Source organism: Siminovitchia terrae (assembly GCF_003605405.2).
GTDB classification, from domain to species: Bacteria; Bacillota; Bacilli; order Bacillales; family Bacillaceae_C; genus Siminovitchia; species Siminovitchia terrae.
The window spans coordinates 62,663-85,902 of sequence record NZ_QYTW02000024.1 but is presented as its reverse complement, the minus strand read 5'-3'; the positions used below and the strand labels follow the sequence as shown (position 1 = coordinate 85,902).

The following is a 23,240-nucleotide window of genomic DNA, read 5'->3' as shown; positions in this document are numbered from 1 at the left end:
ATTCATCTCCCACTTACTCATTGGGCTCCGCCCTTTATATTCCTTGAAGTGGGAGTCTTCTGTCAGGAAATGATAAATATGGATAATTTATGCCTGAAGCTCCACAACTCCTTTTGTATCAAAGTGCATACCTTCTTCTTTCAACCACTCGGCCATATTTTCAATATCTTTGGAAAAAACACGATCTGAATGTATAAACGGTACAATCTTCCGGCCATTTTCTAAAAAGCTTCTTGTAACAGCTGCCATCCTTTCTTTTCCTCGTATTTCTACCGCCTGCATACTGCATATAGCTTCAATGGCCAGTACACGACGTGTATTGGTTATTATTTGGTAGGAGTGCCTGGCTCCGATTGTTCCCATACTCACATGATCCTCTTGGTTTGCAGAGGATGGAATCGAGTCAACACTTGCCGGATGAGCTAATGTTTTATTTTCAGAAACTAGAGAAGCTGCAACATACTGCATAATCATTGCTCCTGATTGCAGGCCTGGCTCTGGGCTTAAAAATGGTGGTAAATCGTTTAATTGCGGATTCACTAAGCGTTCGATCCTCCGCTCTGAGATATTTGCCAATTCCGCCACCGCAATTGACAAGAAATCCATAGCCAATGCAATCGGCTGTCCATGAAAGTTGCCGCCTGATAAAACTTTTTCACCGTCTTCAAAAATTAATGGATTGTCAGTAGCCGCATTCATTTCAATTTCCAATTTTTCCTTCGAATAATGTAACGCCTGCCATGTCGCGCCGTGAACTTGCGGTATGCATCGAATCGAATAGGCATCCTGGACACGCAATTCTCCTTGTCTCGTCGTTAAATAACTGCCTTTCAGATAAGCGCGGATTCTTTCAGCCACTTCCACTTGCTCTTTATAGCCACGTGCTAAGTGGATATCTTCGTCAAATGCATCCATGATTCCCCGCAACCCCTCTATCGTGACGGCTGAGATGATTTCTGATTGATAAGCCATTTTTTCTGCTTCTAAGTATGCAACCACTCCCATCGCTGTCATCGCCTGAGTTCCATTTATCAGAGCCAGCCCCTCTTTGGCCGTCAGTGTGATCGGGAAAATGCCTTCTTTTGTCAAAGCATCCATCGATGGTATTCTTTCACCCTTATAAAACACCTCTCCTTCCCCCATTAGTACAAGAGCCAAATGTGAGAGCGGAGCCAAGTCTCCGCTGGCACCAAGAGACCCTTGTTGCGGAATGACCGGATGAATACAAGCATTGACTAGATCCAAAAGTCTTTTGATCACAACAGGGCGCACACCTGAAAAGCCTTTTAGCAAAGCATTTGCGCGAAGAAGGACCATTGCCCGCGAGACAATTTCCGGAAAAGGATCGCCAATCCCACAGGCGTGAGAGCGGATCAAATTTAGTTGTAACTCTTCCACATCTTCTTTTCCAATCAAGACATCACTAAACTTTCCAAAGCCTGTATTGATTCCATAGACAACCTTTTCTTCAGCAACAATTCTTTCAACGGCTTCTCGACTTTTTTTCACCAGTTTCATGCTTTCTTCGGTGAATCCTACCTTTTCCAGGTCAAATAGAATCTGGCGAACTTCAGAAAAAGAAAGTGATTGACCATTTAATCTAATCATTCTATTGGCTCCCTTCATTTCCTTTAGTTGAATAAAGTTAAAATAGAAAGGGGGCTATATCATGAAATCAATAACGATTTCGTGATATAGCCCCCTATTAACTAGTAAACTATGGGCAAGTCATATGTGATTAATTCCTAAACCAATCGTTTCGTGCTCGGAGCCCTTGACAGGTGCACCAATTGTTCCATACAAAGAAACGGCGATCCACTCTCCTTCTTCCTCCTTTGTATACGGGTTTCCCCGCAACACGGCGAAAGTCAAGCCAACCGTTCTCAGTATAGACCCTAATTGTACCTGGCCTCGTGTAACTCCATGCAAAGCCTCAATAATGGCATGATATAATGCATGCGATTCACGGTAAATGTCCGCTTGGATAATTCCATTTTTCTTGGCAGCTGTTTCAATCGCAGCAACTACTTTATGAGCATCCATTGAGCCCACTTTTCCAACGCAGCCCTTCCAATTGGCCTGCTCCAGCTTTTTCAACTGCTCAGATGGTTGTTCAGACAGCAAAAGAAGAATGGCGTGACGGCCGATACGAAGATCTTTATTCAACGACATTTGAACCACCCACTTAGCTAACGCTTGAAGTGCGGGATTCCTACGAACACCAGCGTAACCGCTAGTTATTTAGAAGGCTACCCCCGTAGTCCCTACGGTTGATACGAGTTTCGTATGGTATTGCAGTTTTGTTTACTATGTGACACTTGGTTTTCGTGCCACAGGTTTGATGGTTTATCCTTTTTGCGACTTTTGAAAGGTATAGGCGAACGACAGCCACCCTACAAGTTCTATTTACGCAACAAGCAACCACGCTTGAATTCGTTCTACATAGTATACAACACAGTTTGGCTATCGCCAACCAACATTCATCTCCCACTTTCTCATTGGGCGACGCCCTTCACATTCTTTGAATTGGGAGCTTCTGTCCGGAATGATAAACAACTCTCATCTAACAATCTCTAAAGACTAATAACTACCTTCATTGTAAGCGCTTATCCTAGGAGTGTCAACCACATTTCAGTAACTTAAAATGAGCATTGAAGCCTTGCTTCGTTGTGATTGTTCTGCTTTTCTAACATCGTTCCGTATTTGCTGTAATTTGTATGCCAGGAGAAAGCTTTTTCCAGTACATGCGGTGTTTGGCCGCCGCGTTCAAGGGCTTCCTCATAATAAGCCAAAAGCTGATCGCGATACATCGGATGAGCACAATTTTGTATGATCAGCGGTGCCCTCTCCCTTGGGGCCAGACCCCTTAAATCCGCATATCCCTGCTCCGTAACAACAATATCAACATCATGCTCAGTATGGTCCACATGCGATACGAATGGAACGATACTGGATATATCCCCGTTTTTCGCAATCGACTTTGTCACAAAAATAGCGAGGCGGGCATTTCTAGCAAAGTCACCGGAGCCCCCGATTCCGTTCATCATTTTTGTTCCAGATACGTGCGTCGAGTTGACATTGCCGTATATGTCAAATTCCAGGGCCGTGTTGATGGATATCAAGCCGAGTCTCCGGATGATTTCCGGGTGGTTCGACAACTCCTGTGGCCGCATTATCAGCTTTTCACGGTATATTTCAAAATGGTCGAAGACCTGCTTCATCTTCTTTTCTGACAGTGTAATGGAACAACACGATGCAAAATTGACCTTCCCTGCGTCAATCAGATCAAAGACAGCATCCTGCAATACCTCGGAGTACACCTCCAAATCTTTGAATTCTGAATTCAACATCCCATAAAGGACTGCATTGGCAACAGAACCGATGCCCGACTGTAGCGGCGCGAGGTGCTCCGTGAGCCTGCCTTTCTTGATTTCGCTCCTTAAAAATGAAATTAAATGCTGAGCCATAATTTCAGTTTCATGATCAGGCTCGACTATGTTAGACGGAGAATCTAATTGATCTGTAAATACAATCCCCTTCACTTTATCAGGATCCACAGGAATCCCGATCGTTCCAATCCGGTCAGCCACAGTTGTCAATTGAATTGGGGAACGTTCCCCCTGTTTTTCCGGGTCGTATAAATCATGTAGCCCTTCCAACAATTCAGGCTGAGCCATATTAATTTCAATAATGATGGCCTTCGCATGCTCAGCGAACGACAAAGAGTTTCCAATGGACGTCGTAGGGATGACCATGCCATCTTCCGTAATCGAAATCGCTTCCAAGATTGCAATATCAATCGGACTGATCGTATTTGCTCGTACATATTCGGCGGTATGTGATAAATGATGGTCGACAAATAGAAGCTCGCCTTCATTGATTTTCTTCCGCATGGTGGAATCTGCTTGAAATGGTAGTCGTTTATGAATGATACCTGCTTCAGCAAAAACTTTATCTATATCTGATCCCAAAGATGCGCCGGTAAAAATATTTACCTTGATCTCTTCTTCTCTTGCCCTTTCAAGCAACGCAAAGGGAACCGCCTTCACATCTCCTGCACGAGTAAAGCCGCTTAGCCCCAATGTCATTCCGTCTTTTATCCAAGATGCGGCTTCTTCTGCTGATACGACACGATTTTTCAAGCGAGGGTCTCTTATGCGATCATATTGTTTCCCCATGAAATAATCCCTCTTTCTCAGAATCTATAGTTAAAATCATTTTAGGTCACTATGTAGGTGTAAAGAGAAAAAGGGACTGGAATGGGGTATTCAATGATTAAAACAAGTAAATGTTTGTTTAAAACAGAACATTATCAGAAACCGAGAAGCTTCCGGAAATAGCTTGAATAAGATTGACTGACCGGAATCCTTGTATGATCATTCATTTCTAATACAAATGTTGAATGAGTATCAGGATAGATCGCCTGAATATGATGGACATTGACAATGAAGGATCGATGGCAGCGGATAAAAGAATCCCTCGGCAAAAGATATTCAAATTCCTGCAAAGTGTCTTTGTGTGTTCCAGAAATTCCATCAGCATAAACATGAGTTTTCCTGTCTTTTACCTCCAAATATTTTACCTTTTCAAAAGAGAACGGAATCCATCCATCATTCGTCTTAACCGTAACAGCTGATTTTCCCTCTGTAAGCACGGGATAAACAGCTGTAACACACCCTTCAAGGCTTCCTCCATACTGAAAAGGAACAGCCATCCCATGATAAGGCACCCCGTATACTTCACGATCAATAAATTCAGAGACCTTTTGCCTTGTAGTTAGAGCTTTGTATGTGATCGTTCCCTCTTTAATCGGATCGCCCGGATTGACTTTCAAATCAATACGCTTGCTTGGACGGTAGTATATATACTCCTTTGTATTTGAAACAGCAATAGAAATTTCATCGGAAAACAGCTCTCCGATCACATTTAAAAGAGACAAATTGTCCATTGGAACCACCTTTGATATTTTTTCCTTTGTGACAAGTATATAATACTTCTTTATGATTCAGCATAAATTAGCGTTTCATGCCTCCTGTACAATAAATTAGTATGTTAATGAGCGCCATCTAGAAAAAAATAGTTCCAGACCACTAAATGAAGGAATTCTTAAATTTTCACAGAAAAAAGCATGTGAGGAAAAACTATGGCTTTCCCTTACATGCTTTCTTTCAATATCCATGACGAAAATGCTTTAAAAATGTATTCAGTCTTTCCGTCTTCGGATTTTCCAATACCTGCTCAGGCGGACCCTGCTCCACGATCTTCCCCTTGTCGATGAAGACGACTCGGTCAGAAATCTCACGGGCAAAGTCCATTTCATGCGTCACCAAGATCATCGTCATGTTCGTCGTTTGTGCGATGTCTTTGATAACCTGGAGCACTTCACCAACTAACTCGGGGTCCAGTGCCGATGTCACCTCGTCAAAGAGCATTACCTTCGGCTCCATAACTAGCGCCCGGGCGATTGCCACCCGCTGCTGTTGCCCGCCGGATAGCTGGATCGGGTATTTGTGCACATGATCTTGAAGCCCCACTTTTTCAAGCATCGCCAGCGCCCGCTTCTTTGCTTCCTGCTTTGGCATGCCAAGTACATGGATCGGCGCCTCGGTTACGTTCTTTAATATAGTCATATGCGGAAATAGATTGTACTGTTGAAACACCATACCGATCTTCCCGCGGACCCTGCGCAAGTGCTTCTCTCGGGCGGAGACCAGTTCTCCCTTAACAACTTCGTGCCAAAGCGGCTCCCCGTCCACTATGATCGTTCCGGACGTCGGCTCCTCCAGTGTCATGAGCATCCGGATAATTGTCGTCTTCCCCGAACCGCTCGGCCCAATGATCGTAATCTTCTCACCTTGCTTAATGTCCAGGTCTAGACCCTTTAGGACTTCAAAATCACCGAACGATTTCCGGATATCCCGGTAGCGAACAATCGGCTGGTCCGGTGTCGGTTCCGGCATCTCGTTTACTCCTTCACGGATCGCATCCTGCATTGCTGTCATCATGCGCTCACTCCTTTATTCGTTTGTTGTCTGCTGCGGCTTCTATTGACTTTCCTCTCAACATACTGTACAAGCAGTGACGACGGATAGCTCAGCAACAGGAACAGCAGCCCCACAATGGTGATCGGCTCCAAATAACGCCACGTCTCTGAGCCGATGATTTTAGCTGTCTGCAGCATCTCGACAACCAAAATCGCAGAGAGTAGCGGCGTTTCCTTGAACAGCACAATCAGATAGTTCCCGAGCATCGGTATGACCGGCGGAATCGCCTGCGGCAGGATGACCTTCATCCATGTGTGTGCCTTCGAGAAGTTCAACGCCGTGGCTGCCTCCCACTGACTTTTTGGAATCGAGTCGATCCCCGAGCGGTAGATCTCCGACACATAGGTGCTGTAATGGATACCAAGGCCAAGTGCTCCTGTCATAAACGGGCTGAGCGAAAAGCCGATATACGGAATTTCCGGCAAAGCGTAAAAAAGGAAGAACAATTGGACAAGCGGTGGCGTGCTCCGCACAAACTCGATGAAGCCGACCGTCAGCCACTTAAGCGGCTTAAAGCTGCTTCTCCGCAAAAGCGTAAGCACGAGGCCGAGCGTCAGAGCGATCAGATAGGCGGCAACGGTGGCACCCAGCGTAATCCACATCGCCTTGAAAATCCTTGGAAAAATCTCAATAGCAAAATTCCAATCCCACGTCATCTGGCGGCCACCCCTTTCGCGGCCCGCTTCTCCAGCCAGCGTGCACCGAAGATAAGCGGCAGCGCCAGGACAAAGTAAAGGAGAAGGAGCAGCGTGAAGATTTCCACCTGATCTCCTGTGTAGTTATCTTTTAGGATCCGGCCCTGGAACGTCAGGTCGGCCAAGGTGACTAAAGAGACGAGCGATGTCCCCTTGAGCAGCTCAATCGCATTATTCCCGAATCCCGGCAGCATCAGGCGGAAGGCCTGCGGAAGGATGACGAGCCTCATCCGCTGCCAGCGGGTCATGTTAAGCGCAATGCCCGCTTCTGTCTGCCCGCCGGGCACCGACAGGATCGCTCCCCGGACAACCTCTGAGGCGTACGCCCCGTAATTCAGGCTCAAAGCCAGGACCCCTGCGGCAAACGGGGTAAGCTCCATTCCGAACGCAGGCAGAGCAAAAAAGAAGAAAAACATCTGTACAAGCAGGGACGTCCCCCTGAACAACTCCACCAAAGCACCCATCAAAAACCGGACGATCCAAAAGCGCGACACCCGGCCAAGGCCGGCGACAAACGCGAAAAGAAAGGCAAAAATGGCGGACAGCAGGAGAACTTGGATCGTTACACCTGCGCCGCGCAGCAATTCCGGCAAAAACATCATGTAAGTATCAATCATTATACAGTCCCTTCATATCTAAGGTGCAAAACCCCTTGCATTGATACCAGGATAGAGTCCATTAATTGATATCGTGAAAGTGTAAAAAACTTTTCTATGCGAGCATCTTTGCTAGCTCTTATACGACTATACCAATAGGAGGGCGCTCTTTTAGTGTGCATAAAACCTCTCTATACGACTGCTCCAACAGAGCTGTGTTCTAATGGGGACTATAGTTCCATTTTATACACCCAAACAGTATCGCGATCCGGTCTCGTATAGGGCACAAGTGTGATTTTTACAAGTTCTTATGGCACTATCCTACACAAGGGATTCTTTTCTACGGCGACTCATTATTTAATTTATTGTCCGCAACGATCTGCCGTTGTTACATCATCCGGAAGGTTGTCCTCCCCAAATCCGAACTCTTTATAGATTTCAAGGATCTTTCCAGAATCAATCAGCTTTTTCAACTCTGCATTGTAAGCTTCTCTCAGTTCGTTGTCCTCTTTCCTAAACACAGCAGCCCCGTAGCTCATGACGCTTTCCCCGCCAATTTCCGGCTGTGTAAACGGCTTAGCTTCTTCCACTTTGGACTGGTCCGCTGATTCCACCGCTTCTCTAAGTGTCGCTTCCGTCATCACTGTCGCGTCCACACGGCCGGAGCTTACTGCGGCGATGTTGGAGGAAATGCTGTCTGCTGTTTCAATCTGACTATCTTTAACGCCAAGTTCTTTTAGGAACTCATGCTGATTCGCTCCTGCCATGATGGACACTTTCAAATCTGGATTTTTGGCGATGTCTTCATAGCTGTGCAAATTCTTCGGATTCCCCTTCTGAACAGCCATGCCTTCTCCATAGCGGATTTCCACGTCGCCAAATGCCGCTTCTGCACAGCGTTCAGGACGGATATCCATCCCAGCGGTAATAACATCAAAACGTCCCGCCTGCAATGCCGGTATCAAGGATCCGAATTCCGTAACTTCCCCTTCAACTGTGTCAATACCCATTTCCTTGAAGACTGCTTTGGTGATTTCAGGTGCAACACCTGTCACATCTCCGTCAGATGTTTTATAGCCATACGGTTTTTCATTTGCTACACCAAGCTTCACCTTACCTTCTTTCTTCAGGCGATCAAGTGTGGAGCCATCCGCTTTCGATTCTCCACCACTTCCTCCGCTCCCGCTGCTGTTTCCACAGGCACTTAGTATTACCAACAAACCAACAACAGCTATGACCAACCACTTCTTCAAAGTAAAACCCCCTCATTTTCTCTTTCATTTCGAAATATTCCAATAAAGAAAAGCGCATTTTCCCCTATTTATGCCCGTTATCATTGCATCCTTACTAGACATTTAAAACTAGCAAATAACAATTGAAAGCGCTTTGTATAACAGTCTACGTGAACTAGTTGTGAGGTTCAAACAGCATATAATTGGTTTAATTACGGTTATGCGGGCTCTCGTTGCATGAGGCTGATTTCGCACATGAGATACTCAACATTCATGGAATATGCTCCCATTTCCTAGTAGATATCCCACATTAAAAACACTTGAAGCAGACATACTAATTAATGGAGGTGTCAAAATGGGAAAAGAATCACAAGAAAAGAAACAGGAAACAAACCAGCCCAAACCGTTAAGCGGCTCCCATAAAGTAAAAAACAGAAACCACTCGAGACAAAACAAAAATCCCGGGCATGGAATGTAAAAAGGCGGGGGCACAATTCGATCAGGTCAGCTCCTCATCTGGATAACATTTCATCCGTTATGTAAGAAAAGTGAAAGCGGCTTGTGACCTCGAGGGGCTAGGTGCTAGCCGCCTCAAGCCGCCACATCCTGTAGCTTCGGTGACAGTAGTACTTCCTGTACGTCGGCAGGCTCAGATCGCAACGTCCTGTCGCTTCGCTTGCACTAGTACTTCCTGTACGTCGTAGCTGGACAAAGAAAAAGGTTCCTTTATATAATTTTCCGTAATTCACAAAAAGCCACGCTCATCCAAAAAGATCGTGGCTCTCTTTTTATCAGTCATCTAGAGATAGATGATATTTGATTGCTTCAAAAATATTGGAGTGTTCGATTCCTCGTACTCTCAAGGGGTCAACGAAAAACCCTTATACAATTTGAATTCATTTTGGACTTTTTAAGCCTTTTCTTTTCCCTGCACGTATTGAACAGCCGCTTGATAAATAGACTCATTAAAGTTTTTTTTAATGTTTTTCAACATCTCTTGATCCGTTGTAAACAAGATTCTTTGGCCTTCGCCTTCAATTTTCTTTATTTGAAGACGCTCTTCATTCACGGAAAGCGTTGCTTCCGGCAGCAGCCGAGCTATCAGTAGTTCCCGATTAAATGAAGATTTTGAACTGGTATGAATTTCTTTTTTAATTCGGTTCAAGTCGTCCCATTCAGCCTTCTCCGGAAAAAAAGCATAGCGTGTATTCCATCCACTATTTGTTTCCGATTGAAGTACAATAGAGCCTTTCTCTGTTTCACATGTTTGAAGGCGAAAGTTCCCGGCCGGCGAAGTCACGGGCGGTCCGTCCAATTCTACAGGCTGAAGTGGCAGATCGCTTCCAAATCCGCTGTCGATTAAGTAAAGCTTTCCTTCCTTCCTGAAAAGGCTCATTACGTGGGTACGATCTGTTGCCCAGCCTGTTTCAGTTGCAACAGTGGCGGATACCAAATGTACATCAAGTCCAAGTTCTTTTAAAAGAAGATGCTGCAGAGCATTCAATTCATAGCATAACCCCCCACGCCTCTTTAACAACATTTTTTCCTCAATGAATTCAGGCGTAATGGAGTCCTCCACCTTTAAAAGAACATCCAGATTTTCGAATACAAACCGGTCAGCCAAAAATTCTTGAACTTGCTTTATACGATGCAGATCATCTTTGGCTGAAAAATAATCCTTTTCTTTTAAAAGCTTAGCTATTTCACCACTCAAGACTCTTCTCCCCCTTTTCCGTTTTAACCCATCATACTATTTCCGAGACTTTATGGGGAGGGAATTGTTTCTATATTTGAAATCAATTCTTATCGGGGACCATATCAGACCATATGGAAGGAAATTGCAGGAAACCGGTTATTATTTCAAGCAGTCCGTGACTCATTACAAATAAATCGTTTACAACATGCCTGACTGACTTTGATTTTACATATTGCTCCCGATATGATTATATACATCTTGCAAAAGTGAGGAGGTGAACAAACAATCGGTAAAGTAAAAGAAAAACCTTCTGTCAGGGACAGGAAATCAGCCACGATTTATTTTCGGGAGCCTACTGCCGACGACGGCAGTGAGATATTTGAGCTTGTCAAAAAGTCGAAGGTTCTCGATGTCAATTCGTCATACAGCTATTTAATGTGGGGCAAATATTTTAATAAAACATCCATTGTAGCAGTGGTCGACCGTAAAATTGTTGGCTTCATATCCGGCTTTCTCCAGCCAACCGCGCCAGATACATTGTTTATATGGCAGGTCGTTGTCGACCAGTCCCAAAGAGGTAAAGGATTGGCCACAACATTATTGCTGAAACTAATCAAAAGGCTTGAAAATACAAACATCCGTTTCTTGGAGGCTACTGTCACTCCCACAAACAAACCTTCCAATAACCTGTTTAAAGGATTGGCAAAAAAACTAGAAACTGAGTATACGCAATATGAATGTTTCAGCGAAGATCAATTTCCAGACCCTTCCCATGAAGCAGAAATTGCGTATCGAATTGGGCCATTGAAATAAAAAATTTCTGGAGGTATGTGTAGATTTATGTCGACTATTACTGACAAGCCCGCTATTGCCATGGATGTTTTTGAACTCTTTGAATCGAAAGTCAGAAGCTACAGCCGAAGCTTTCCCACTGTTTTTAAAAAAGCCAAGAACTACAAATTATGGGATATCAATGATAAGGAATATATCGACTTTTTTGCCGGCGCAGGTGCCCTCAACTATGGACATAATAATGAAAAAATGAAAAAGCTCCTTATTAGCTATCTTGAAGAGGACGCCATCACACACAGCCTGGATATGGCCACGGTTGCTCGGGGAGAATTTCTCAAAAAATTTAATGAGATCATTTTAAAACCGAGAAACCTAGATTATAAAGTGATGTTTCCTGGCCCAACGGGGACCAATACTGTGGAAAGCGCACTAAAAATTGCAAGAAAAGTTACCGGACGGAATACAGTCATCAGTTTTACAAACGGATTCCATGGAATGACCATAGGTTCCCTGTCCGTAACGGGAAATGCGTCGAAAAGAGATGGAGCCGGCATACCATTAAACAATACTGTTTTCATGCCATTCGACAATTATGTGGATAACACAAACTCCATTGACTATATCAAAGCCTTTTTGGAAAATAGCAGCAGCGGCGTCGATCTTCCAGCAGCCATGATTTTAGAGACTGTCCAAGGTGAAGGCGGAATCAATGCTGCAAGCTATGAATGGCTGAGAAGTATAGAAAAAATATGCAGAGAATTCGATATATTGTTGATCATTGATGATGTGCAGGCAGGCTGCGGCAGAACTGGAACTTTCTTTAGTTTTGAACCTGCGGAAATCACTCCAGACATCGTCTGCCTGTCGAAATCCGTAAGCGGCTATGGTCTGCCAATGGCCTTGACCCTTATCAAAAGTGAATACGATATTTGGGAGCCTGGCGAGCATAACGGAACTTTCCGTGGAAATAATATGGCTTTCATCGCGGCCGCAGAAGCATTGAACTACTGGGAAACAAACAAATTCTCTCAAGAAATAACCCAAAAAGCGGAAATGGTGAGCTCATTCCTAGACTACATCGTCCATGAATACCCTGAACTAAACGCAGAAAAAAGAGGACGCGGCCTGATGCAAGGAGCAGCTTGCGAAAGAGCGGAAACTTCGGAAATCATATGCGAAGAGGCATTTAAAAGAGGCCTACTTATGGAAACTTCTGGACCTAAAGGGGAGGTATTCAAGTTTCTGCCGCCTCTGATCATTGACAAGGAAGGACTCGAAAAAGGATTCCAAATCGTAGAGGACAGCATTAAAGCTGCTCTAAAGAATTAGAAAAGGGTGATGGAGAAATGATTGTAAGAACATTGGAAGAAGTAATTGGAACGGATAATGAAGTTAAGGCTGATAATTGGGTAAGCCGACGCCTGCTGTTAAAGGATGATAACATGGGCTTCTCTTATCATGACACAATTATATATGCAGGAACCGAAACTCATATTTGGTATAAAAACCACCTGGAAGCCGTATATTGTGTCGGTGGAGAAGGGGAAATTGAGACCATTTCAGACGGAAAAGTATATCCGATCAAAGATGGAACAATGTATGCTCTTGATAAAAATGATGAGCATTATTTAAGAGCGACTAAAGACATGAGAATGATCTGCGTGTTCAATCCACCGCTTACTGGAAGAGAAACTCATGATAAGGATGGGGTATACCCTTTGGTGGAAGATTAATAGAAAAGTGGCGCTGGAACTGGACATTAGAAAAGTGGCAGCGTCTATTTATCGACATCAAACTTGAATATCCTTTTACAGCCCAAGCTGAGTCTATCAGCTTGGGCTGTTTCTTTTTTTGATATAATACGATGTATAAGATTGAAGAAATGAGGATCCTCAATGAAATTACAATTTATGGGTGCTGAAAAAAGAGTGAATGATACAATCATCTTCCCTTCCTTTAACTTGTTAGTCAATCCTGGCCAGGTCGCTGCACTCTATTCAAGCGTGAATGTCAGAGAACAGATAATCAATCTACTGCTTGGCAAAACAGGGCTTTCTCATGGGGAAATCCACATTGGCCAAAACCTTTTGAAGCAACCCACCAAGAATATCGGCTTTTTATTTTTAAACGTAGCATTGTATGAACGCCTTTCAATCGAAGAAATGCTTCATTTTATAAAAAGTTTATACGCATCGAATCAAAACATTGACCAAGCAATAAAAGCAGTTCATCTTGACCATAAAAGGAAATTAAAGATTGATAAATTATCATATTCAGAGAGCAGAAGAGTTCAGTTTGCCTGCCTCCTCTTGCAAAACCCTGCCATTTATATTTTGGAAGAGCCCGATCAAAACCTGGATTTGGAATCAAAACAAATATTTCTTTCTCTCCTTCAAAAGCTCCGACAATTAGGCAAAGCAGTCCTGATTCTAACTGGCAATATGGAAAGTGCAGTTACGGCTGCAGACGAGGTGTATAAACTCGACGGTAGCGGATTATCCCCCATTCAAATCGAAAGTGATGACTCCAAAACCTCTGAGTACCAACTTGAAGAGGAACAACAAACGGATATGGGGCAGCCCGTTCAGTTCAAAAAAATCCCGACGAAAGTCAAGGATAAAATCGTTCTCTTCAATCCCCCTGAGATTGATTATATTGAAAGCAGAGAAGGACAATCCTTTATACATATTAAAGGCGAGGCCTTCCCAAACGACTTTACTCTTCAGGAATTGGAAAATCGATTAATGCCTTTTGGCTTTTTTCGTTGTCATCGTTCCTATATCGTTAACCTGCAAAAAGTTCGTGAAGTGATTACTTGGACAAGGAATAGCTATAGCCTTGTTTTGGAGGACGCCCACAAATCAAGCATTCCCCTTTCAAAGTCAAAAATGGCTGTATTGAAAGAAATGCTCGGACTCAAATAATGTAGAAATACATATTATTTCTCGGGAAATATGTCGATTCCTTTCTTTATTGAACTGTCATTTGAAGCTATTCATATTCTGCAGCTTAGCTAAACTAACAAAGATGAAAAGATTTAACATCCTTTTTGCTCCATTCACCTCATATATAACTCCTTTCATCTGTTTTTTAATGCTTGGTGCAATATTTCCTTGTAACCTGAATATAGCAAACGGATGAAATTACGTTTTTTTGAGGTGAAAATATGGGAAACATTATCGAAGTAAAGGATCTGGTTAAAACTTTCTCTGATCAACCCGCTCTTGAAGGCGTTGACTTTCAAGTAAGAAAGGGAGAAATTTTCGGCTTTTTAGGCCCAAGCGGATCTGGTAAAACCACTACAATTAAAATTTTAACAGGACAAATGAATCCTACCAGCGGTTCGGCGACAGCTTTCGGCCAACCCGTCTCTAAATTGAAACTATCGGATTATCGGAAACGATTTGGAGTATTGACTGACAACAGCGGTTTGTATGAAAGATTATCAATCAACGATAACTTAAAGCTTTATTGTGATTTATATGATGTTCACCGTTCAAGAATTGAAGAAGCTCTTGCAGCTGTTAATCTGACAAAGGATAATAAGAAAATAGTTTCTACATTATCTAAAGGAATGAAACAACGGGTCATTTTGGCACGAGCGCTTCTCCATGAACCGGAGCTTCTTTTTCTGGATGAACCAACTTCGGCTTTGGACCCGACGAATACGCTTCATATATATGAGGGTTTGCGAGCGCTAAATACTAAAGGAACGACCATTTTTTTAACAACCCACGATATGTACGAAGCCGACACCCTTTGTGACCGTGTTGCATTTTTAAACAAAGGAAAAATCCAGTTATTGGATACGCCTGATAATCTGAAAAGGAAATACGCTAATGGGACAATAACAGTAGAGATGTCAAACGAACAGAAGATTGTCGTTCCGATTGGTACAGAAGGTGCGCAGCAGTTATATGAATTAATGAAAACTGATCGAGTGGAAAGGGTTCATTCAAACGAACCAACTTTGGGAGATATTTTCATACAAGTGACAGGGAGGAAATTGGCATGACCTTTTCTTGGAGGCGTGTAAACGCAATTTTAAAAAAGGACTACAAGGATTTTTCTCGGAATTATGCTGTATCCATCGTTATATTTTTGCCACCGATCCTTGCAGCTCTTTACGGTCGCATGGGTATTGACTCAATTGAAGCACATTATACGATTTTTAATATGGCATTTGCTATGGTTGCAGCCTTTGTTCAATGCTGTCTTATTGCCGAAGAAAAAGAGAAGAACACATTAAGAGGATTAATGCTGTCACCAGCAACCACCACAGAGATTTTAAGTGGAAAAAGCTTATTGTCTTTCTTTTCAACAATTCTAGTGATCGCATTAAGTGCTTTCTTTTTAGATTATTATCCAAAGAGCATTGGAATTACAGCAGTCGCAATTATACTATCCACTCTTTTTTATCTCGGCTTAGGGACATTATTAGGTCTGTATGCAAAATCGGTTATGGAGGCTTCCGTCCTGATTCTTCCATTCATAGTCATTTTTTCAGCGGGAACATTTATCACTTCATTGGCAAAAACCTATCCGATTTTAAAAGTGGCTGAATACCTCCCGAACATCCAACTTCTGGAAATTGCGACAAAAGTGGAAAACAACGCTGGTTTTGCAGATGTCCTTTTCAACTTAGGGATTATCTTTATTTGGATTATCATGATCTCCGCTTTGGCTGTAATCGTCTTTCGCAAGCGGATGGTGGACTAAACAAAGAGGGAGGACTTATGATGAAAAAATTGCTAAGTTTTGTAGTAGCCGTGGCCCTTGGAGCAGCAGTGGTGTTCGTCCTTAAAACATTTCTTATTTAAGTCGGCACCTTCCCTTTAATTGTCACAGCCCCTGACCAAAAAAGTCAGGGGCTGTTTTGAATCAATCTTCTTCCACGCCGCACCAATCAATGATGTGAGCAGCAAATACTTTGGCTGTGTCGATGACACTATCAATTTCAACATACTCGTCCGGTCCATGCATATTGGAGCATCTTGGGCCGAAAACAAGTCCCGGTTTATCAAAATATTGAGTAAAGCGAGCATCATTCCCGGCAGCTCTCCCGCCAATTTCAATTTCTCTATCCAATACACCTTCTGCAGTCTTTTTAAATGCTTGTACATAAGGGTCTTCCGGATCTTGATTCCAAGCCTCTGTCGTCCAGCCGTACCACTCTATTTCCGGAGGATGCTGTTCAAGCCATTCATCGCCCTTTATCGCATCTTGAACTGTCTTTTCAATCAGCTCTTTGATTCCAGCACGTGTTTCAGTCGGAATAAAGCCGATTCTGCACTCAAGCACTGCTTCACCAGGAACATTAGATACCCAGTCTCCTCCTACCAGCGTGCCGAGGTTCATGTGGACAGATTGACCGGAGCCTTTATGGAAAAGCTCAAAATAAACCTCTTTCGCCCTCTTTTCTGAGAGCTTTTCAAGTGCATTGTACACCTTATACATTTTGCTGATGGCATTCACGCCCAAATGCGCCATGCCCGCATGAGCTGTTTTTCCAACCACTTTCACCCGGAAATACAACACTCCCGCATGAGCGACGGTTAGTCTTAAAGAGTGAGGCTCAGTCGCGATGAAACCGTCAGTCAAAAAGCCGTCTTCCAGACAAGCGAGTGTACCGCCCGCCCCTCCTGCTTCTTCTTCTAACACGCTTTGAAGCAGAACTTTGCCTTTTGGCTTGATTCCCATGTCTAATAACGCTTTCAAAGCGAACCAATTGGCCATAAGCCCGGCTTTCATATCCCCGGAACCACGCCCGTACAATTTATTCCCTTCGATTTCGCCACCCCATGGATCTTTTGTCCAGTTTTCCACCGGTTCTGGTGAAACAACATCCATATGACCGTTTAACGTTAATGAAGGGGCATCTTCATTACCTTCCCAAATCCCAATAATGTTGTTTCTGCCCTCGAATGGAAGTCCGGAGCTGCAGAATGCAGGATGATCTTGAACTTTCTCATACTCAGGTTGAACCTCGACAACCTTCAAACCGATTTCTTCATACTTTTTCTTCATATATTCTGCCATGGCATTTTCATCGCCAATGACGCTTGGAATTTGAACCGCTTTGACAATGGCCTCGATGAGTTCATCTTTGTTTTCTTCAATGTAGTCTTGAACTTTTTTCTTAGTATCAGTTATCAATTTGGTGCTCCTTCCTACAATGATGTATATAAAAATAAAATCAAATTACATATATCCATATACATTATAAATCAAAATACAAAAAATAGTTAGTCTTTCATTATAATATTTGACAACTGCACCGCCCAGTCGGTATAATATTTTTAACTAAATTATTAGACTATTAGGAGTGAAATATTGTGGCTGAAAAAAAAGACTCGAAAGATAAGATTATTGAAGCCGTTTATGAACTGGTAAGAAATGACGGTATTGCTAAAATGACGATGGAATCGGTTGCAGATAAAGCTGGTATGAGCAAAGGCGGTCTTTTTTACCATTTTCCAACGAAAGAAATTTTAATAGAGGCGATGTTGAAACAGCTGTTTGATCAATTTGACAACCAGCTGAGTGAGGAGCATGAGAATGACAAGCTTCCAGGCGGAACAACCCGATCCTACTTGAAAACCACTTTTCTTAAGTACGATAAGGAAGAAAATGAGTTCGTAGTTGCCTTGCTGGCCGCACTAGTACATAACCCAAATCTGCTCAAGCCTGCTAAAGAGCATTACCAAAATTGGCAGAAGCAGTTGGAGAACGACCAGATTGATCCAGTCATTTCTACTATCGTGCGACTCGCAACTGATGGGCTATGGTTTTCGGAGCTCTTCGGTCTCGCTCCTATTCAGTCAGAACTACGGAATGACGTATTTGAGAAGCTGAATGAACTAGTAAAAGAAGCTGAAAAGTAATAATTGAAAGGAAGTTGAACAAATGTCATCCAACTGCCGAAAAAGCATTCAAAATGAAAGCGATATATTAAGAGCCATTGTCGGATTTTCATCGAACGCTATCTTAATAGTGGATGAAAAACACTCAATCCTCACAGTAAACCCTAAATTTGAAAGCCTTTTCGCAGTTGAAAAATCACAGTTAATCGGAAAAAAAATGATCGATTATGAAAATGAATGGTTCAATGGCAAAATAACCTCTTCTCTTTTAGACAAGAGAAAGCCGAATGTCTTTTCATTTACTTATAAAAGTACTGCCGCAGGAACAGTCACGGTCATTCCCTTGACAATCGAAGAGTCACAAGCAAAGTATTTTATTTGTTTGATAAATGAGGCTATGGAATTATACGAACGAGCAAACAAGGACACCCCACACAATCCATACCTCGATTTAAATTCTCAAGACGTTCAAATGAAGGAATTGATCAAAACTCTTGAAAAAGTGGCGTTATTTGACACGACCATTCTGCTGTATGGAGAGTCCGGAACTGGAAAAGGGCTTCTTGCCAGGTATATTCATCAAAAGAGCAAACGGAATCACGAGCCTTTCATCATAATTAACTGCGCAGCACTTCCTGAACACCTGCTGGAATCAGAACTATTCGGTTATACAGACGGTGCTTTTACTGGCGCTAATAAAAAAGGGAAAATAGGCCTGATTGAAGCAGCTCATATGGGGACTTTGTTTTTAGATGAAATTGGAGAGCTGCCCCTTAACATACAAGCAAAATTGCTTCATGTTATCCAGGATAGGGAATTCACTCCCATCGGAGAGACAAAATCCAAAAAGGTCGATATCCGCATTATCACCGCTACCAACAAAAACCTGAAGAAAATGGTCATGAGAAATGAATTCCGGGAAGACCTTTATTACCGGTTAAATGTCATGGATGTAAAAGTACCGCCTTTGAGGGAAAGGAAAAGTGACATCGTTCCTCTGGCAAATTATTTTTTGGAAAAATTTAATGGCAAATATGAAATAAACCGCCGCATTGAAGAAAATGTTTATCACTTTTTCGAAGAATACCAATGGCCAGGAAATGTACGGGAACTGGAAAATCTAATCGAAAAACTTGTAGTGGTATCCGATGATGTGATTATGATCGATCATATCCCTGCCAACCTGCAGGAAATGGAGATTGTTATACCAGATGATACTCCTGTGACTTCTTTTGATGAATCTTTGGAGAAATTGGAAAGAAAAATTATCATGGAGACTTATCATCGTTTTAAAAATTCAAGGAAGGTAGCCGAGTTCTTAAAAATCAGCCAATCCAGGGCCGCAAGATTGATCAGGAAATACACTCCTTCAAGTTGAACGAAAGCCCCGGGAAGGTGCCCGGGGCTTTCATTCATAACAGCGGGGTCAGACCCCTTCCACTATCACTCCGGATTTCCGTGAAACGGCTGATCCGATATTTTGATAGAGTCTGATGGACATTCCTCACAAGCATCCTCCAAATCCTCAATGAGTTCCTCGTCTACTTCTGTAATTCCTTGGTTGTTGTCCAATTTACTGAAAGACAACCCTTCCTCATCGTGATTGAAAATATCAGGTGCTACTACCCCGCATGCTCCGCAAGCAATGCACGTTTCCCTGTTAACAATCGTGTAAGCAGCCATATGAAATACTCCTTCTTTGATGTCAATTCTTGACTAGTGACTTTCTCGCATCTTCTTTGTTCTCGTGCTCTCCCATAACACTTGTGCTGTGAAGGGTTTGCAGCTTCGCTGTCGGATCCAGATAGACCTTCGCATTGCTTACGGCGACAGGCGCTTCTCCGAATCCGGTGGCGATCAGCTTCACTTTTCCTTCGTATGTGCAAATATCGCCGACCGCATAAATGCCCTCGATATTCGTCTCCATTTTGGAATTCACCAGAATGGAGGTCTTTTCGATTTCCAATCCCCAATCCTTAATTGGTCCCAAAGAAGAGATAAAACCATAGTTCACTAGTACATCGTCCACTTCAAGCTCGACCTTCTCTTCGCCTTTTGTTTCTTGGACGATCACTTTCTTCACTCTTTCGTCGCCGATAAGCTCAACGGGCACAAACGGAGTTAAAATTTCCACCTTTGATTGCTGAAGTAATTCAACACTATGTTCATGGGCACGGAATTTATCTCGGCGGTGAACGATCGTCACTTTCTCTGCGATTGGTTCAAGCATCATCGCCCAGTCGACCGCAGAATCCCCGCCGCCAAAGACGGCGACCCTTCTGCCTTCAAACTGCGCCAAGTTTTGAATGGAGTAATGCAGGTTCGTTTCCTCAAACCTTTCCTCCCCTTCCAATTTCAGCTTGCGGGGTTGGAAAGCACCGTTTCCTGCAGTAATAATGATTGATTTTGAAAAATGGATCCCTTTATTCGTGACCATTTTAAAATAGCCGCCCGCTTCTTTCACGACATTTTCCACTGTCTCCCCAAGACATGTTTGCACTTCAAACTGGTTCATCTGTTCAGTCAGATTGTCGATGAGTTCCTGCGCCCTCACTTTTGGAAAACCGGCAATGTCATAAATGTATTTTTCCGGATAAAGGGCCGACAGCTGTCCGCCCAATTGCGGAAGGCTTTCAATTATTTTTACCGAAGTCTGGCGCATGCCAGCATAAAAAGCGGTGAATAGCCCAACGGGACCGCCGCCGATAATCGTAATGTCTAATACTTCATCTGATTTGTGCATGTTAACCTCCTGTTTCTCATAATTGAACGAATATTAGGAATATTAAACTAAACAATTAAGCTTGAAGGACCTCTTCCCCTTCATTTTCGTTTGCTGGAATCTCTTCCTCGTCAAAATTAAACATCGGCGCAGGTATTTTAAACATCTTCGTAATGTACAAGAGGAATATAAACCCAGCCGCATTCCAGCATATACCTAAAATCAACGCCCGCAGATCCATGCTGAACCACATGATCATCAAGAAGCCAATCCCAATGAGCGGAGATACCAAGTACATGAATGTCTCTTTTAAAGATCGCTTTTTATTTCTGACATAGTAGAAAACGATTACAGATAAATTGACAAAAGTGAATGCTGTAAAAGCTCCGAAGCTGATGAATGAGGCAGCCGTAACCAAATCGAAGAATACCGCGGTCATCGCTACTAGCCCAGATATGATAATATTGTAAATGGGAACACGCGACCTTGGGGTAACATAGCCGAAAACTCTCCTTGGGATTACATTGTCCCTCCCCATTGCGTACAATAACCTCGATATGCTTAACTGTGCGGAAATTCCACCAGAGATGTTACACAAAATAATGACAACAAGAAATACTGAGGCAAATAACATGCCTCCGATTTGCGGCGCTATTTCTGCGGCGGCTGATTCGGGATCTATGAACACAGAAGCATCCGGATACCCGACCTGCATGAAATAGGTTACTGCTGTATAAGTAATTCCGATATATAGGGCTAGAGCAATCATTACCTTGGGGACAGTTTTTGTCGGGTTAATTGTTTCTTCCGCCAAGGTACTGATCGCATCAAATCCAATATAGGAATAAGCCAGAATGGTTACTCCAGCCAACACACCCGTGAGCGTCAGATTTGCCGAAAACAAAGGCTGTAGAGAAAAGATACTGCCCATTTCTGAACTGCTTGCAAGCCCTTTAATAAGGAGAGCCACAAAGATAACAGTAATCAAAATCTGTGCGAATACAAAAACGGTGCTGAGTGATACAGCCACTTTTACATTGAAGAGGTTTGCCACACTGATGACTACAATGGGAATGATCACCCAGAGCCATGCCGGCACTCCCGGAAAATAGGCAGCCATATAGATTTTAATAGCCAGCGCATACAACATAGGCAAAAAAAGATAATCACACAGAGCTGACCAGCCTACCATAAATCCCAGATTGGGATGGAAGGTTCTCTGAACATATGTGTACGCTGATCCCGCACTTGGAAATGCCTTAACCATATGAACATAGCTGAACACAGTAAAAAGAATGGCAACCATTGCAAACATGTATACTAATGGAACATGCCCCCCTGTGGCGAGGGACGCTATTCCAAAAGTATCAAAAACAGTCGTAGGCGTAAGCAAAGCCAGCCCAAGTATAAAAACATGAATGAACTTTAACCTTCTCTTTAAGCCTTGCTGTTCGGTCATGAAGTCCTGACCCCCTCCAACGCATTTAATACTAAGCCATGGAAATGATGAACACCGTGCTCACTGATGGATGATTTCTCTTTGTCGATAACGTAACGGCCATCTGTATAGCCTTTTGACCTCAGTCCCCTTTGAACACTCTCCACTAGGCTGATATCCTCCGGTGTCAGCACCTCATCCTGATATTTGATGCTCTCCCACCCTTCTTCAGTTGGCTCTTTTGACATGAAATAGAATTCCAAATACTCAATAGACTCCTCCGGACTGACAGGTTCGATATACATGATGATTATCCCCGGCTCGCCAGGCATGATATCAAGCGCTAGAGTCGGCCATAACCATAAGGACAAGTATGTCTCATCGCTGGCCATATCCAAATCTCCGGGAATGCTGCAGGAGCCTTTTCCTCTGCTCGTTTGGGCAATATAGTATTCTTGCGGGTTGATTTGATAACTGCTCATATCTATTTGCTTAACAAACTCTGGATGCGCCACTTGGCAGTGGTGACATTCAAGATAATTATCTATTACGTTTTTCCAGTTTCCTTTTATATCGTAACGAATTCTTTTCGCTAACGTCAGATTCTCCACTTCGGGAATCTTAGTGCGAATAGTTTCCTCTAGACTCGGCATCATTTCCCGGATGGGCTTTGCATTCGGGTCCAGATTAATAAAAATGAAATTCAGAAATACCTCAATATTTACCGGCGTTAAACAAGCTTCTTTTTGTTCAAAATTTTTGATTTGATCAACTGCACGGCCCTGATTAAACTGCCCATCCAAATGAAACGTCCATGCGTGATAAGGACAGGAAATCACTGCTTTTTTTCCTTCCCCTTCCACTAATTCATGGCCCCGGTGCGGACATACATTATAAAATGCTCTAATAATATCATCTTTTCCTCTTATAATCATGATGTTTTGATCAAAAACTTGAAAGGTGAAATATTTGCCAGGAGCATCCACTTTTTCTGCATGACCAGCGAAAATCCAGTTTTTATAAAAGATTTCTTCCTTTTCTTTATTAAAAATCTCCTCGCTCGTGTAAAAGTGTGACGGCAGCGTGTATGATTCCTGTGGATCTGCCTTGTATCGATGATTCATAACTGTACTCATTTTAAATCCTCCAATTTTTTTCTATG

At 43.0% G+C, this 23,240-nt stretch carries 23 protein-coding genes; 9 read left to right on the top strand and 14 right to left on the bottom strand.

Translation table 11 applies throughout. The features are described 5' to 3' along the window. Window positions 1-87: 87 nt before the first annotated feature. From hutH to ehuB, 8 genes are all read right to left on the bottom strand, one after another. Complete coding sequence (hutH, locus tag D5F11_RS19460; protein WP_120119574.1) at window positions 88-1,608, bottom strand: histidine ammonia-lyase; 1,521 nt, start codon at window positions 1,606-1,608, stop codon at window positions 88-90. 120 nt (window positions 1,609-1,728) lie between these two features. Then, the gene (hutP, locus tag D5F11_RS19455) at window positions 1,729-2,172 is read right to left on the bottom strand and encodes a histidine utilization transcription antiterminator HutP (protein ID WP_120119573.1); all 444 of its coding nucleotides are present in this window, start codon (window positions 2,170-2,172) and stop codon (window positions 1,729-1,731) included. Between the two features lie 467 nt (window positions 2,173-2,639). Beyond that, the gene (gene scpC, locus D5F11_RS19450) at window positions 2,640-4,178 is read right to left on the bottom strand and encodes a succinyl-CoA:acetate CoA-transferase ScpC (RefSeq protein WP_120119572.1); all 1,539 of its coding nucleotides are present in this window, start codon (window positions 4,176-4,178) and stop codon (window positions 2,640-2,642) included. 134 nt (window positions 4,179-4,312) lie between these two features. Then, entirely contained in the window at window positions 4,313-4,948 is a 636-nt protein-coding gene (locus D5F11_RS19445) for a LytTR family DNA-binding domain-containing protein (protein WP_120119571.1), read from the bottom strand. Between the two features lie 220 nt (window positions 4,949-5,168). Further along, window positions 5,169-6,002: an ectoine/hydroxyectoine ABC transporter ATP-binding protein EhuA gene (gene ehuA, locus D5F11_RS19440; protein WP_280519768.1), complete on the bottom strand. Its 834-nt coding sequence runs from the start codon at window positions 6,000-6,002 to the stop codon at window positions 5,169-5,171. Then, window positions 6,002-6,700, bottom strand: coding sequence for an ectoine/hydroxyectoine ABC transporter permease subunit EhuD (gene ehuD, locus D5F11_RS19435; RefSeq protein ID WP_126646634.1), 699 nt, complete (start codon window positions 6,698-6,700; stop codon window positions 6,002-6,004). Before ehuD ends, ehuA begins: the two co-directional genes overlap by 1 nt. Continuing rightward, the gene (gene ehuC, locus D5F11_RS19430) at window positions 6,697-7,356 is read right to left on the bottom strand and encodes an ectoine/hydroxyectoine ABC transporter permease subunit EhuC (protein ID WP_120117864.1); all 660 of its coding nucleotides are present in this window, start codon (window positions 7,354-7,356) and stop codon (window positions 6,697-6,699) included. Before ehuC ends, ehuD begins: the two co-directional genes overlap by 4 nt. Window positions 7,357-7,697: 341 nt before the next feature. Beyond that, on the bottom strand, window positions 7,698-8,588 hold the full coding sequence (ehuB, locus tag D5F11_RS19425) for an ectoine/hydroxyectoine ABC transporter substrate-binding protein EhuB (protein WP_120117863.1): 891 nt from the start codon (window positions 8,586-8,588) through the stop codon (window positions 7,698-7,700). A 334-nt stretch (window positions 8,589-8,922) separates the two neighbouring features. Here ehuB and D5F11_RS19420 point away from each other — a divergent pair, with 334 nt between their 5' ends. Further along, window positions 8,923-9,045 carry a small acid-soluble spore protein P gene (locus D5F11_RS19420; protein WP_120117862.1) on the top strand — a complete coding sequence of 41 codons (123 nt, stop codon included), beginning with the start codon at window positions 8,923-8,925 and terminating at the stop codon, window positions 9,043-9,045. A 432-nt stretch (window positions 9,046-9,477) separates the two neighbouring features. Here D5F11_RS19420 and D5F11_RS19415 read toward each other — a convergent pair whose 3' ends face one another. Further along, window positions 9,478-10,281 (bottom strand): arylamine N-acetyltransferase family protein, encoded by an 804-nt coding sequence (locus D5F11_RS19415; protein WP_120117861.1) that lies wholly within the window; start codon window positions 10,279-10,281, stop codon window positions 9,478-9,480. Window positions 10,282-10,548: 267 nt separating this feature from the next. Here D5F11_RS19415 and ectA point away from each other — a divergent pair, with 267 nt between their 5' ends. The 6 genes from ectA (at window position 10,549) to D5F11_RS19385 (ending at window position 15,774) form a co-directional block, all read left to right on the top strand. Further along, on the top strand, window positions 10,549-11,076 hold the full coding sequence (ectA, locus tag D5F11_RS19410; protein ID WP_120117860.1) for a diaminobutyrate acetyltransferase: 528 nt from the start codon (window positions 10,549-10,551) through the stop codon (window positions 11,074-11,076). A 27-nt stretch (window positions 11,077-11,103) separates the two neighbouring features. Continuing rightward, window positions 11,104-12,384 (top strand): diaminobutyrate--2-oxoglutarate transaminase, encoded by a 1,281-nt coding sequence (gene ectB / locus D5F11_RS19405; RefSeq protein ID WP_120117859.1) that lies wholly within the window; start codon window positions 11,104-11,106, stop codon window positions 12,382-12,384. 17 nt (window positions 12,385-12,401) lie between these two features. Next, entirely contained in the window at window positions 12,402-12,788 is a 387-nt protein-coding gene (locus tag D5F11_RS19400; RefSeq protein ID WP_120117858.1) for an ectoine synthase, read from the top strand. A gap of 162 nt (window positions 12,789-12,950) precedes the next feature. Beyond that, complete coding sequence (locus D5F11_RS19395) at window positions 12,951-13,979, top strand: LytTR family transcriptional regulator DNA-binding domain-containing protein (protein ID WP_120117857.1); 1,029 nt, start codon at window positions 12,951-12,953, stop codon at window positions 13,977-13,979. 242 nt (window positions 13,980-14,221) lie between these two features. Further along, on the top strand, window positions 14,222-15,070 hold the full coding sequence (locus D5F11_RS19390) for an ABC transporter ATP-binding protein (RefSeq protein WP_120117856.1): 849 nt from the start codon (window positions 14,222-14,224) through the stop codon (window positions 15,068-15,070). Further along, on the top strand, window positions 15,067-15,774 hold the full coding sequence (locus tag D5F11_RS19385) for an ABC transporter permease (RefSeq protein ID WP_120117855.1): 708 nt from the start codon (window positions 15,067-15,069) through the stop codon (window positions 15,772-15,774). Before D5F11_RS19390 ends, D5F11_RS19385 begins: the two co-directional genes overlap by 4 nt. A 162-nt stretch (window positions 15,775-15,936) precedes the next feature. On the opposite strand, the gene D5F11_RS19380 is transcribed toward D5F11_RS19385, so the two are convergent. Then, entirely contained in the window at window positions 15,937-17,211 is a 1,275-nt protein-coding gene (locus D5F11_RS19380) for an ArgE/DapE family deacylase (protein ID WP_120117854.1), read from the bottom strand. Window positions 17,212-17,390: 179 nt separating this feature from the next. Between D5F11_RS19380 and D5F11_RS19375 the strand changes: the two genes are divergently transcribed. Both D5F11_RS19375 and D5F11_RS19370 read left to right on the top strand, forming a co-directional pair. Then, window positions 17,391-17,939, top strand: a complete 549-nt coding sequence (locus D5F11_RS19375; RefSeq protein ID WP_185830795.1) for a TetR/AcrR family transcriptional regulator — start codon at window positions 17,391-17,393, stop codon at window positions 17,937-17,939. Window positions 17,940-17,961: 22 nt separating this feature from the next. After that, window positions 17,962-19,296 (top strand): sigma-54 interaction domain-containing protein, encoded by a 1,335-nt coding sequence (locus D5F11_RS19370; protein WP_120117852.1) that lies wholly within the window; start codon window positions 17,962-17,964, stop codon window positions 19,294-19,296. A 65-nt stretch (window positions 19,297-19,361) separates the two neighbouring features. On the opposite strand, the gene D5F11_RS19365 is transcribed toward D5F11_RS19370, so the two are convergent. From D5F11_RS19365 to D5F11_RS19350, 4 genes are read right to left on the bottom strand one after another with little or no spacing between them, the layout of a single operon-like run. Further along, window positions 19,362-19,601 carry a ferredoxin gene (locus D5F11_RS19365; protein WP_120117851.1) on the bottom strand — a complete coding sequence of 80 codons (240 nt, stop codon included), beginning with the start codon at window positions 19,599-19,601 and terminating at the stop codon, window positions 19,362-19,364. 22 nt (window positions 19,602-19,623) lie between these two features. After that, entirely contained in the window at window positions 19,624-20,661 is a 1,038-nt protein-coding gene (locus D5F11_RS19360; protein ID WP_120117850.1) for an NAD(P)/FAD-dependent oxidoreductase, read from the bottom strand. Window positions 20,662-20,716: 55 nt separating this feature from the next. Beyond that, window positions 20,717-22,099, bottom strand: a complete 1,383-nt coding sequence (locus D5F11_RS19355) for an APC family permease (RefSeq protein WP_120117849.1) — start codon at window positions 22,097-22,099, stop codon at window positions 20,717-20,719. Further along, the gene (locus D5F11_RS19350) at window positions 22,096-23,214 is read right to left on the bottom strand and encodes an aromatic ring-hydroxylating oxygenase subunit alpha (protein WP_120117848.1); all 1,119 of its coding nucleotides are present in this window, start codon (window positions 23,212-23,214) and stop codon (window positions 22,096-22,098) included. Before D5F11_RS19350 ends, D5F11_RS19355 begins: the two co-directional genes overlap by 4 nt. Window positions 23,215-23,240: the final 26 nt, after the last annotated feature.

Coding starts and splice junctions, on each gene's coding strand:
- D5F11_RS19390 (WP_120117856.1), top strand. CDS start 14,222: ATGGGAAACATTATCGAAGTAAAGGATCTGGTTAAAACTTTCTCTGAT.
- D5F11_RS19365 (WP_120117851.1), bottom strand. CDS start 19,601: ATGGCTGCTTACACGATTGTTAACAGGGAAACGTGCATTGCTTGCGGA.
- ehuD (WP_126646634.1), bottom strand. CDS start 6,700: ATGACGTGGGATTGGAATTTTGCTATTGAGATTTTTCCAAGGATTTTC.
- hutH (WP_120119574.1), bottom strand. CDS start 1,608: ATGATTAGATTAAATGGTCAATCACTTTCTTTTTCTGAAGTTCGCCAG.
- D5F11_RS19420 (WP_120117862.1), top strand. CDS start 8,923: ATGGGAAAAGAATCACAAGAAAAGAAACAGGAAACAAACCAGCCCAAA.
- ehuC (WP_120117864.1), bottom strand. CDS start 7,356: ATGATTGATACTTACATGATGTTTTTGCCGGAATTGCTGCGCGGCGCA.
- D5F11_RS19355 (WP_120117849.1), bottom strand. CDS start 22,099: ATGACCGAACAGCAAGGCTTAAAGAGAAGGTTAAAGTTCATTCATGTT.
- scpC (WP_120119572.1), bottom strand. CDS start 4,178: ATGGGGAAACAATATGATCGCATAAGAGACCCTCGCTTGAAAAATCGT.
- ehuA (WP_280519768.1), bottom strand. CDS start 6,002: ATGACAGCAATGCAGGATGCGATCCGTGAAGGAGTAAACGAGATGCCG.
- D5F11_RS19350 (WP_120117848.1), bottom strand. CDS start 23,214: ATGAGTACAGTTATGAATCATCGATACAAGGCAGATCCACAGGAATCA.
- D5F11_RS19385 (WP_120117855.1), top strand. CDS start 15,067: ATGACCTTTTCTTGGAGGCGTGTAAACGCAATTTTAAAAAAGGACTAC.
- D5F11_RS19445 (WP_120119571.1), bottom strand. CDS start 4,948: ATGGACAATTTGTCTCTTTTAAATGTGATCGGAGAGCTGTTTTCCGAT.
- D5F11_RS19395 (WP_120117857.1), top strand. CDS start 12,951: ATGAAATTACAATTTATGGGTGCTGAAAAAAGAGTGAATGATACAATC.
- D5F11_RS19370 (WP_120117852.1), top strand. CDS start 17,962: ATGTCATCCAACTGCCGAAAAAGCATTCAAAATGAAAGCGATATATTA.
- D5F11_RS19400 (WP_120117858.1), top strand. CDS start 12,402: ATGATTGTAAGAACATTGGAAGAAGTAATTGGAACGGATAATGAAGTT.
- D5F11_RS19360 (WP_120117850.1), bottom strand. CDS start 20,661: ATGCACAAATCAGATGAAGTATTAGACATTACGATTATCGGCGGCGGT.
- ectB (WP_120117859.1), top strand. CDS start 11,104: ATGTCGACTATTACTGACAAGCCCGCTATTGCCATGGATGTTTTTGAA.
- hutP (WP_120119573.1), bottom strand. CDS start 2,172: ATGTCGTTGAATAAAGATCTTCGTATCGGCCGTCACGCCATTCTTCTT.